Annotated in this window: 12 protein-coding genes; 3 read left to right on the top strand and 9 right to left on the bottom strand. The window is 41.9% G+C overall.

Going from position 1 to position 10,303, the window contains the following annotated elements; all coding sequences use genetic code 11:
- Window positions 1-365: 365 nt before the first annotated feature.
- Window positions 366-1,136, bottom strand: coding sequence for an AraC family transcriptional regulator (locus tag JWJ90_RS21730; protein WP_205229321.1), 771 nt, complete (start codon window positions 1,134-1,136; stop codon window positions 366-368).
- 135 nt (window positions 1,137-1,271) lie between these two features.
- Between JWJ90_RS21730 and JWJ90_RS21725 the strand changes: the two genes are divergently transcribed.
- Complete coding sequence (locus JWJ90_RS21725) at window positions 1,272-1,895, top strand: nitroreductase family protein (protein WP_205229320.1); 624 nt, start codon at window positions 1,272-1,274, stop codon at window positions 1,893-1,895.
- A gap of 611 nt (window positions 1,896-2,506) precedes the next feature.
- Here the strand turns inward: JWJ90_RS21725 and JWJ90_RS21720 are convergent.
- From JWJ90_RS21720 to JWJ90_RS21710, 3 genes are all read right to left on the bottom strand, one after another.
- A complete protein-coding gene (locus JWJ90_RS21720) occupies window positions 2,507-2,986 on the bottom strand; it encodes a hypothetical protein (protein ID WP_205229319.1) in 480 nt (159 codons plus the stop codon).
- A gap of 129 nt (window positions 2,987-3,115) precedes the next feature.
- Complete coding sequence (locus JWJ90_RS21715) at window positions 3,116-3,571, bottom strand: hypothetical protein (protein WP_205229318.1); 456 nt, start codon at window positions 3,569-3,571, stop codon at window positions 3,116-3,118.
- A gap of 121 nt (window positions 3,572-3,692) precedes the next feature.
- A complete protein-coding gene (locus JWJ90_RS21710; RefSeq protein WP_205229317.1) occupies window positions 3,693-4,670 on the bottom strand; it encodes a DMT family transporter in 978 nt (325 codons plus the stop codon).
- Between the two features lie 465 nt (window positions 4,671-5,135).
- Here JWJ90_RS21710 and JWJ90_RS21705 point away from each other — a divergent pair, with 465 nt between their 5' ends.
- Window positions 5,136-5,696, top strand: coding sequence for a hypothetical protein (locus JWJ90_RS21705; protein WP_205229316.1), 561 nt, complete (start codon window positions 5,136-5,138; stop codon window positions 5,694-5,696).
- Between the two features lie 310 nt (window positions 5,697-6,006).
- On the opposite strand, the gene JWJ90_RS21700 is transcribed toward JWJ90_RS21705, so the two are convergent.
- The 4 genes from JWJ90_RS21700 to JWJ90_RS21685 form a co-directional block, all read right to left on the bottom strand.
- On the bottom strand, window positions 6,007-6,984 hold the full coding sequence (locus tag JWJ90_RS21700; protein WP_205229315.1) for a hypothetical protein: 978 nt from the start codon (window positions 6,982-6,984) through the stop codon (window positions 6,007-6,009).
- Between the two features lie 156 nt (window positions 6,985-7,140).
- Window positions 7,141-7,569, bottom strand: coding sequence for a hypothetical protein (locus JWJ90_RS21695; protein ID WP_205229314.1), 429 nt, complete (start codon window positions 7,567-7,569; stop codon window positions 7,141-7,143).
- 132 nt (window positions 7,570-7,701) lie between these two features.
- The gene (locus tag JWJ90_RS21690) at window positions 7,702-8,166 is read right to left on the bottom strand and encodes a hypothetical protein (RefSeq protein ID WP_205229313.1); all 465 of its coding nucleotides are present in this window, start codon (window positions 8,164-8,166) and stop codon (window positions 7,702-7,704) included.
- 30 nt (window positions 8,167-8,196) lie between these two features.
- Entirely contained in the window at window positions 8,197-8,676 is a 480-nt protein-coding gene (locus JWJ90_RS21685) for a hypothetical protein (protein ID WP_205229312.1), read from the bottom strand.
- A gap of 384 nt (window positions 8,677-9,060) precedes the next feature.
- On the opposite strand from JWJ90_RS21685, the gene JWJ90_RS21680 reads away from it, so the two are divergent.
- The gene (locus JWJ90_RS21680; RefSeq protein WP_205229311.1) at window positions 9,061-9,330 is read left to right on the top strand and encodes a hypothetical protein; all 270 of its coding nucleotides are present in this window, start codon (window positions 9,061-9,063) and stop codon (window positions 9,328-9,330) included.
- 163 nt (window positions 9,331-9,493) lie between these two features.
- Here JWJ90_RS21680 and JWJ90_RS21675 read toward each other — a convergent pair whose 3' ends face one another.
- Window positions 9,494-10,042: a hypothetical protein gene (locus tag JWJ90_RS21675; protein ID WP_205229310.1), complete on the bottom strand. Its 549-nt coding sequence runs from the start codon at window positions 10,040-10,042 to the stop codon at window positions 9,494-9,496.
- Window positions 10,043-10,303: the final 261 nt, after the last annotated feature.

The following is a 10,303-nucleotide window of genomic DNA, read 5'->3' as shown; positions in this document are numbered from 1 at the left end:
GAGCATCACTGTTCAAATGCTTACGTACGGTAATTTTTTCCATGCGTGCGATATCTCTCTTGCGAGTTTTTACGGTGGATGAAATTTGATTCGACATGGCGCCTCCTTGTAAGTTGTTGTTTTTCTTGCAAAAAGGCGAAAATCGCTAATTCGTTAATATGTCCAGAAAAAAATTAATTTTCCCCGTATTTTTTATAAGGGTTTACGAAAGCTAAATCCATTTTTAGCGCTATTACTAGGTTTCCGGCTGCATCGGGAATTGCTGGTTCCGGGCGTTTGCTGATCAGTAGGCTGATCAGTTCCTTCAATGGAGCTGTCTCTCACCCAGAGATGGGGGGAATGGCGGAAACGTCAAACCTGCGAGATTACTTAAAATAATTTGCAGGCGTAGTTCCGAAGGCTTTTTTGAAAGCAACAATAAAAGCAGAAACATCATGGTAGCCAACTTCAAAGGCTGCATGAGTTACGCTTTCTCCGGTACCAAGGAACTCCATGGCACAGAGTAAGCGTAACTGTTGTCGCCACTGACCAAAGGTCATTCCGGTTTCCTTTGCAAATAAACGGGCTGCAGTCCTCCCTGAGAGTCCCGCCTTAGGGGCCAGTTTGTCAAGAGATGTGCTGTCAGCAGGTTGTTTCTCCAGGTGTTGGGAAATTCTAGCTAGACGAGGATCAAGGGGGCGGGGCAAGTACGCAGATACTGTGGTAAGTTCCGACAAGCGATCAACAATGACTTGAATCAAACGCTGTTCAGGGCCTTCTGGAGGATAATCGGTTCCGAACTCTGATGCCGCAATGAGTAATTCGCTCAAAAGTCGGTTCACGGTAACCACACAACATTGTTTTGGAGCTTGTATTATGTCAGGCTCGGCATAAAGTGTTCGCAGCCAAAAGCCCTTGCGTGAAGTCACATTATGTTCCAGGCCAGAGAGAACCCATACTCCCCGATACGGTGGAGCCACCCATAGGCCGAGCCTGGTTTTTACAGTGAGCACACCATCAGAAGCATGAATGAGCTGTATCCGATGATGAGCGTGCCAAAATCCTGTGTTGGCAGGAAAATATTCCGATGCCACAAATATCGGTCTTTTTGCCTGATCCGGATTGTAGGCTTCTATTGGCTTTGTCAGTTTTGCCATATTATTTGTCATGATAAAGCGAGATAGACAAAACGGGAAGCATTAAAATAAGGACGAACATGGATTTTTTGCGTTACTGAAAAAATGCAAAATCCTCCATAAACTGGTGCCCAATTTACCCCCTGTGAGGAAATCATGACAAGCAAAAGTGTTAAACAATGCATAGAACAACGACACAGTGTTCGATCATTCACCGATGAACCAATTGGCGACATTGAAATTCAGGAACTTTTGGAGGCTGCACGTCAGGCTCCATCAAGCCTGAATTCACAACCTTGGCGCTTTGCGGTTATAACTGACCAAGGCACACGAGATTGGATTGCGACCAAAGAAGTTTCCCACAAACAGTCTTGGCTGTCTAAAGCTCCGGCGATTATCGTCTGTTGTGCCGACCTGGAAGGTTATGTGCGCGATTCCCAGGCAGCAGCCTTTTTCTACAAAGAAAACAAACTATTCGATCCCGAGCCTATGAAGGGGGTTGAAAGTTATGTGGCTCGAGAGGAAACTAATTCCATGGCGGCAAGGTTCGGTGCTGGAGCGATGAACGTCGGTATAGCGGTTGCATTCATGATGCTTCGAGCAACAGACATGGGCTTGGGAACCTGCTGGGTAGGGATGTTTGATGAAGAGCAGCTGAAAAATAAACTTAGTTTAGCCGAGGAAACCAGGATAGTCTGTTTACTTGCTGTGGGCCATCCCGATGAGGATCAGGCACCAATTCGGAGCCGTAAGTCGCTGGAAGAAATCCGTATTGCTTGACGGGCGCTCCGGCTATTCTGTATCCCCAAATAGATGGCCTTCTCAAAAATTCTGTACTCCAAATGAGGCAGAACCTGCACAAATAATTTGTGCCCAGGTTGTCCTTGTTTGAATATCCAGTTCGATGAGCGTGATGTGGAAACCGAGCCCCAAAAGCCACCACTCCACACCACGCTTTGTTCGTTTTGTGAACAGCCTGCCAGGTGCTTATTACTGGAGCGGCAGACTTTTATGGAAAGTATCCGAGCCAATTATCAAGCTTATCTGGGGCAATAATTGGCTCAACTTTCCATAAAAAGGTTCCGTTGGGCTATCCAGTTGGCACTGGCAGGAACTTTGCCTGATGCCGAAGATGATGCCGAAGAATAGGGGGGAGTAGTTACAGATAAATTACTTAATCGTATTCCAATGTTTATTTTACTCAAGGGATCAACAATATACTTTTTGGCAGATTTTTTTATTTGTTCAACGGTGTCCATTTATAGGGTAAAAATATAACATCGCGCACTACAGATGAGCAGGGGATGCGAACTTCGCTAATGAGAGTTCAATACCAAACTATGCCAAAGCAAAGGCGGCCCGCACCTGCGAATCCTTTGTAAATGCGCAGGTTATACACCTCTATTTATTCCTTTATGCCACCGTATTACGGTAGTAGTTTTTAATATTTCGCTCAATAGCCTTAAAGACAAAAAAGCTATGATAGGAGCTTGTATAAATGACTGTACTGAATCGCCAACTTGTAAAGGCTCTCCGAATATGTACTTAACCGGCCATGTCAAAAAGAATAGAGAAATTGGCATTAATGCCAGTAGCCTAAACGGACACTGAAAGTAACTCAATAAAGCGCCATACTTAACGCCTTTAAAAAGAAAGATACCTGAAAATAATAGCGTTAAATATAGAAATAGAGAGATAGAAGCGATAATCATAGGCATTGGAGCGCCAAACGATATGGACGTTGATTTAGCCGTTACTATATCGGAGTAAAACGGGATTTCACCTTTCACGAGATTAAAACCAACATACCATCCTATGGCAGCCAAATCTAAAATCCCCCAAAAACGAATGATTTTATCTTGATGTGTCATTTGCGATCTACAATGTATAACGCGATAATCACCGGTTGATCCGATTTATTATCTTGTTGGATTTTCTTAAAATCGTGGTACGTCCCCTATTATTCGTCCCCTATTATTTAATGATGTAGTATAAGGACATCAGATCTTTGTGATAGTAAGTGGGCCGTGCATAACAGTATTGAAAACAATAAAACAATTTACTGTTAAGCCCAGTGAAATAATTAAGAATGAACAAATAAAAACAATAGAATTATTTTGTTGTGGTTTAAAAAAATTATAATATACAAAAATGATGATTGTTCCAATAACTCCTCCTGGAATAGATAAGTCGTAACCTAGCCACTCAAATCCTTCATAATGAGGCAAAGATTCTACCCATAGACCATAAAATAACAAAAATATAGTAAATGAAAATGAACAAGCTGAAATAATTTGTGGCTTTGCTCTTAAAAATATAAATAATAGTAATGTTACAATTTGTGGGAATAGGTGAAATAAAAAATTTGGCAAAAAATATTTATTTAATGGAGACAGAAAAGCAGAAACAACTATAGCAAAAATAAATGCTGTTGATGATATATATTTGTTAGTCATAACATGGTGATCATCGGTTTATGCTATGAATTATTTAGTTATATAGAGTCAAAGCGTGGGCTGACCCTATTAATCGGATGCACCCGTGGTGATAGGTGGTCGCCTTCACGAGCCCCGCGTGTTAGGTGGTGTGTGGGGGCTGGGGAGAAATTCCCCCAGCTACCCGATTAGGCGAAGCATTACGTTTTGCTGTTGAGCGGACAGCAAGAATCCCTGCAAACACGATTAGGAATATGCCAACTGAACCAATGGCACTGGGAATTTCTTGAAACAAGATCAAACCCCAGATGAGTGCGAATGCCACATAAGCAAAATCAAAAGTCGCGATTGTAGCTGGCGTCCCATTTTGATAGGCATACGCGGCCCCTATGCTCCCGATCAGTATTGCGACCGAGAGAGCCGCAATTACCACCCATTCCATTATACCCATCTCCGACCATGAGCCAATAAGGAATTCCTGCCCCACAGTTACCTGTGGAGATTGTCGGATTAACATCATGACCACGCTTATTACTGCGCCGATAAAAAACATCGAGAGATTCAGCCACAAAGAAAGTACGAAAATATTCTCAAATTTGCAACGAGATCGGGTGAGTATCATCGCCAAGGCATACAGAATCGCAGATGAGATAGGAAGAAGAGCGTACCAGTTAAAATCTACAATTCGTGGCTGAAGCACCATGAGAACTCCAACGAACCCAAGCACAATCGCTAACCATCCAATCTTGCCGATAGTGTCTCCAAGAAATATAGCAGCGAAGATCGTTATGAAAATCGGTAAAGTATAGTACGCCGCTGCCGCTACTGATAAGTTGATGTGAGGAAGTGAAGCATAATAAGCGACCCACATTAGTGTTAGTAGAAAACTTCTCAACACAGTCCACCAAAATAATTTCGGCCAGATTGGAGCATGCCACTGGCTGAATTTAAGTATTACAAGCAAAATGGGTACGACTACAATAGAGCGTAGAAAGAAAATCTGCCAGAGCGTAAAATTGGCACTGATCCCCTTGATGATTGCATCCCCGAGCGCAAGCAAAAACACGGTAAAAATGATTGTAATAACTGCGGAACGGGTTCGATCAGGTGCATGTTTCATTTTATTATTCTCTAAAGCAATGGGGACTGACTACTATAATCACAGCAAATCCTCAGCATAAAAAAACGCCTAACGCGATAATCACCGGTTTATCCGGTGAATTATTTAGTTATATAGAGTTAAAACGTGGTCTGACCACATTTGTTCATTCTGAAACAGTTTTTAATAATTTTTTTGAGGATTTGTTCTGATTTATTTTCACTGGAGCATGATTTACAGATACGTAATAGATCCTATTTTTTATTCTGTATATGTTGCGTGTTAAGTTGATATGGGCTCACCCCCCTTGCGAAGGGGGGGCAAATATAACTCTGAACCCACAACAAATGCGAAAAAAGTGGAATTCTTATCTCATTTATGGTCATTTTTGATCTGGATCAAAAAAATCTTAAATATTTAAAAATGTGAGCCGATACAATTGTTACATTAATAATTTTCCATGTCCCCTGATATTGGAGAATATACATGATTTCATCAATCAGCTCTCAAATACAAGCTTATTCATCTTTGAGGATTTACTCCTCTCAAACAGTTCAACAACGGAGTAATCTATTACCCACTTCTGATAATCAAGGGACTGATAATTCGAAATTACATTCTCGCAGAGACCTGATGCGTAACAAAATCGATAGCGTTTCGGAAAATGACGAAGCTGCCGAGGAGTTATTAAAAAATTATTCAAAGCCCGACTGCGGAGGGTGCTTGTTTGCTGTTAGTTCAGGATCTTTAGAAGAAAAAATTGATACAATAGCAATACGACGTATGGATCGTATTAACCAACTTTTTAATCGAGAGTTTAGACAGGTGCAAGTTCAAACTGCTGATATTATTTCGGAAGGTAGGTCTGCGGGGAAGAAGCCTCAGGAAATTCTGGAAGATATTTACAGCCTATATGACTCACAATCTGAATTATTTAAAACCGGAAGAGGGTGGAATGGTCAGCTTTTTTCTACGAGCCCTGACAATCCTTCTGGTTTCGAAATGACTCTAAAATATGCCTCTGATGTAATCGACCTGCAAGCTTGACAAATTGTATCTGCCTGCGATCAAGAATTTGCTTGCTCTTATAGAGGCATTCCTGCGCAAGTAAGTTTTTATATTGAATCAGACAAACTACTTCCAATTTATATCGAAACCGGGAGTTGAACCCGGTACCACCCTAGCGGCTCAAGGCCTTCCGTGTATACCGGGATACATGCGGGATGCCATCAAAACAACCGCGGTACGTCCCTTATTGATTGTATAACGCCCACGTTCATGGGTATTTGAGACTCACGAATGTCTTTTGCGACATCAAAGGTAGTAGCAGGTTAATCTTCATTTGCATCGTGTGCTGTTAGCGCCCACATCCTACGCCATTGCATAAGAGCGAATTAAAATCATAGATTGTTGAGTGCCCAGGGTTACCCTTTGGTATTGGAACACCCTTTGTTACGAAAAACGAAGCAGAATTGCCCCCGTATAACCCCGCAGGATAGGTAAATTCTTTTAAGACAACATACGCATTATGCAGGTGCGGTCTCCGTGGCTTAGGTATTCCTTGCCCCGCAATAGGGGGCACATCTTGTTTTGGAGAATTAGCAAATACTTCTTCAACCCATTGATTTGCATCGGCAACCGTTGCCCTGCGAATAATTCCTTTTGCCTCCGCGTCATCTAGTCCGGCTTTTCCTGCAAGTGGTGCGCTTTGGTCTCGGTACGATTCGGGAGTGTTTTTCTTGGATGTGGTTAATTTTTCAGTGTTTGTTAAAGGGTCTCCAACGACAATTTTCCCACTTTTGTCTCCCTGATAGACAAGATTGACCGGTTTTCCAAAAAGTTGTCGAGATTGCGGATTGAGCTGAACGTTCTTTTCTTTCCCTACGTAGAAATAGCCACAGGGGCCCTTGTTATCATAGGAGCTGATTAAGGTCGGAGTTTCACTTCCAAGGCCCGCTATAACCTGTCTGTGGTATCCCGATGCAAACACTGCTAGAATTTTCGTTCCAGAACTCCAGCCGAGATTCCAAATGGTAGGTTCATAGGCTCCCAAGATCAGTATCACTGGGCGGGTCTTGCTGTTGATAGCGATGTCGAATTGTGTTGCCGTATGGCCGCTTTGATCTATCTGAAAATCTAGTTTTCTACCGGAATACCCACCTGCCGCATAGATAATAGCATCTTCTGGAATAGTTACCCCCTCGAACTTACATTCGGGCTTGACTCCACGGTCTTGCATCGCTGCAGACGGCACATCGAAATCAAATTCCTTTAACTCTTCAGCCAAAACCTGACCATTCAAAAGCAGCAGAAGTACGAATATTAGATGCTTCATTTTCTTTCCCTCATTTTCACATAATGCGATAATCACCGGTTGATACGGTGTATTATCTTGTCGGATTTTCTTAAAATCGTGGTACGTCCCCTATTATTCCTGATATTGATGATTTTGTTATTTTCGTTTATCAATCAATGATTGACCCTAGTTTTTTTAAAATTCTTCAACATGTTTAAAATAGAACTGGTATTCTCCATCCGTTAAAGCTCTCAAAGCATCATTAGCAATGCAAGATAATTCAACAGTTTCTTTTTGAATAGACTCATTAACGAGCTGTTTGTAGCTTCCGGGATCATCCTTAAAGTGGAATCTTGCATTCAAATGCTTTGTATTTTTCACTTTTTTGATATCCCAAAACGTATCAGCCATAATAAAATATATTTTTTTCTTTATTAGAAAGAAATATTCATCATATGGCTCTCGCCCATTGTTTTTATAAAATAATGCAAAAATAGCACTGCCAGTTTTATTAGAAACAGCTTCAATTTTATCTAGATTTATATTGTTTCTTCCGCTTTTGCTTAAAATAGATTTAATGCGATTAATTTCTGGATTTGATAATTTTCTTTTACTGAAAATCATTGAATTTCTCTGGCAATGAATGGCTAAAGCTCAATTCTTTGGCATATAACATGATGATCACCGGTTTAATCGGTGAATTATTTAGTTAATAACAAGAGAAGAGCCAAGCAAAGACTTGACCCCATAGCTTATTTAAAAGCCGTTGAGAATTCCTGAAATAATATCAAATAGTGCAAGTGTTCCGAATGAAATCAAGATGGGAGATATTGCCCAAATTGTTGCCAACGAGTAGTTATTCTTTTTATAAAGAATAGAAGATATTATTGCACTAATAAGGATTAACAGAGGGTATGCTTGAAATGGGCCAACCATGATAATTGCAGGCCATACCCTCCCTGAATCGTAGGCCATGGCCGATAAACCTGCAAATGGTAACCAAGGAATTATTAACAAAATTTCTATGACAAATATTGATATAAAAAGTCCCTTAGAGATCGGCGATTCACATGTAAACTGTGGGTTGTTCTTATAATTTATGTCTTTTAATTGTTCTTCTGAATCTGAAGCATGATATTGACAGAGAGTGACATTTGAGTTGCCCCAATTTATATTGATTTTTTGACCACAAATTTCACACTTCATAATTACTTTTAACACATAACGTGCTGCTCAGGGGCCTGCGGAGTTTCACCTGAAGACTTTAAAATTATTTCTTGCCTTCAACCGAAGATATTGGTTTAGAATAACCCAGCTGGCAGCAGGTCCCTTGCAGCAGATTGTTGTATGATTATTTCTCTTTTTTATTAGCCAGTTACTGAAGTATTGACTGCCTTCATTTGTGCCTAGATGGTGGCATGTATGTTTTAATGCGTTGATGCAGTTTTCTGCTGTTTTTGAAATACTTTCATCTTTGAACTGCCAGCCGTCCTTTTCATAGTTTTCGCATGCTTTAAGCAAGTATGGATGAGCCTCCTGCAATCTGCCCACAGCAGCTAACGCTTGGCCATGTAGAGAAAATAATAAATCGTGATGAAAATTTGGGCTTGATAAGCACTTTTCAAATTTTAATATTGCACCGTTAAAATCCCTAGATATGAATAATTGATGGCCTTTTAAAAATGTCACCAACAGTGGTGTTAGGATAAATATTTTCTTAATAAGATTCATGCAGTTTTGTTACATACAACGGTAAGTTAAACGGCCGCGATCACGCGGTCCGAGTGAGGCTTCAGCCGAACGGTTTGAACGCTTGGTGTACGCCCGGCATGGGCGTGAACTTATGGGGTGCAAGTCCCCTGTACGTAGAATCCAATCACTGCCTTTTGGCAGCGATACCAAAGTACTAGCCGACGGCAAGGGCGTCTCCGCGAGGAGGGGTCTGAAGGAAGCCCGAGCGCAAAGCTATGAGCCGACGGACAGAAACAGCATATAAGGCCGAGTCACCGGGCAAGTCAGCACCACATGACGAGGTCCCACGGGTTCAGGTGATACGGTAAATGCTGCGGTTGTGTAGCGACAGTTCACGTTCTTATCCGGGGAGATCTGCTCCACATGCGTTTCGTAAAGAAAAGCGCGGTTTCCGGTAACGGTCTCCGTGATGGAGCAGAAGTCAGCAGAGGCCATAGTAGACAGGAAGTCACCACTGATGGCAGTGTGGTGGCTGGAAACAAGCCCGGCATAGAGAGCCGGGAAGACTTACCCTGTCGAAGGGCCGAACTTGAAGAGGGGGATGTCATTCCTCATGAGCTCCATATCGCGTTGAACCCGACCGGGCGAGCGAACACAATGGGCGCGTCATGGGGAGCAAACTCTCCAAGATAGTCGCGGCTACTGCCGTCTTTTCAAAGAACTGAAGCTATCGATTGACCGGCCACGGCCCGTCTCTCTTTGGGAACCGCCTGGTGCGGACCCGCATGCCAGGTGGTGTGGAGGCCGGGGGAGAAAAACCCCCGGCTATCCGATTGTGCATTTGCCATTTGCAGTATTAGAAATATACAAACTTGTAATCGTCATGAGTTAATGAAGTGGATGGAAAGCCTGAAGTCTTCCGCATCTCTAAAACACATTTTGTGTATGCCTTCTTAAGATCATTTTGCATTGAATCCATGGACGTTGGATTACTGGCTATTTCAACTTGTAACGAGAGAAAAGCTTTGAATGCTTTTAATACTTCGTCTGGAGCCCATAACCAAAGGGCAGAATAATCACTGAGGAATTGCTTTTTTTCCGCAGGGGTAGCGTTTCGTCCTAAAATGAAAATGCCTAGTGATTTTATGGCATTATCGTAAATATTTCTTCTGCGGTTTATTGCTTCAAGATCCTTTTGTAGCTCCAACTTGAATTTTTCAATATCAGTTGAGTGTTGAGTTCGTATTTTCTCTACTTTCTCAGTTATTATTTCAACGTCTTCTTTTGTTGCCAGATTCTTACCTTTTTGGACGAAGTAGGCTGGGAGATATCTGTGTATTATTAGTCCACCAATGACAATTATGAAGAGATTAATTGCGGATAGCCATAAAGCTAAATCATTCATATTCGTTCCGTTAATCTTCGTTATTAAGACGCACAACGTACTGCTCACCGGACCAGCGCTGTTTACGGGGTCCGAGTGGAGCAGGTTGTTGGACGAAGCCGCTGCGCGGCAGAATAAAAACCAGTGTATACTCGGTGTAAGAGTTTAATTTTCAAACACTTACAGCAAGGAGTATACTATGAACAAGGCCGAAATTAAACGATTCGAGTCCCTCTATGAGCGCCACCTGCAAAAGCTTGCGCTACAAGGGAAAAGCGCCAA

The sequence above is a fragment of the Desulfobulbus rhabdoformis genome (assembly GCF_016919065.1).
Lineage (GTDB): Bacteria > Desulfobacterota > Desulfobulbia > Desulfobulbales > Desulfobulbaceae > Desulfobulbus > Desulfobulbus rhabdoformis.
Note: the sequence above shows the minus strand (reverse complement) of the source record. Positions and strands in the feature narration are given on the sequence as shown.

Bases quoted from the DNA above. Each gene is read 5' to 3' on its own strand.
- JWJ90_RS21730 (WP_205229321.1), bottom strand. From the start codon at position 1,136: ATGGCAAAACTGACAAAGCCAATAGAAGCCTACAATCCGGATCAGGCA.
- JWJ90_RS21725 (WP_205229320.1), top strand. From the start codon at position 1,272: ATGACAAGCAAAAGTGTTAAACAATGCATAGAACAACGACACAGTGTT.
- JWJ90_RS21720 (WP_205229319.1), bottom strand. From the start codon at position 2,986: ATGACACATCAAGATAAAATCATTCGTTTTTGGGGGATTTTAGATTTG.
- JWJ90_RS21715 (WP_205229318.1), bottom strand. From the start codon at position 3,571: ATGACTAACAAATATATATCATCAACAGCATTTATTTTTGCTATAGTT.
- JWJ90_RS21710 (WP_205229317.1), bottom strand. From the start codon at position 4,670: ATGAAACATGCACCTGATCGAACCCGTTCCGCAGTTATTACAATCATT.
- JWJ90_RS21705 (WP_205229316.1), top strand. From the start codon at position 5,136: ATGATTTCATCAATCAGCTCTCAAATACAAGCTTATTCATCTTTGAGG.
- JWJ90_RS21700 (WP_205229315.1), bottom strand. From the start codon at position 6,984: ATGAAGCATCTAATATTCGTACTTCTGCTGCTTTTGAATGGTCAGGTT.
- JWJ90_RS21695 (WP_205229314.1), bottom strand. From the start codon at position 7,569: ATGATTTTCAGTAAAAGAAAATTATCAAATCCAGAAATTAATCGCATT.
- JWJ90_RS21685 (WP_205229312.1), bottom strand. From the start codon at position 8,676: ATGAATCTTATTAAGAAAATATTTATCCTAACACCACTGTTGGTGACA.
- JWJ90_RS21680 (WP_205229311.1), top strand. From the start codon at position 9,061: ATGCGTTTCGTAAAGAAAAGCGCGGTTTCCGGTAACGGTCTCCGTGAT.
- JWJ90_RS21675 (WP_205229310.1), bottom strand. From the start codon at position 10,042: ATGAATGATTTAGCTTTATGGCTATCCGCAATTAATCTCTTCATAATT.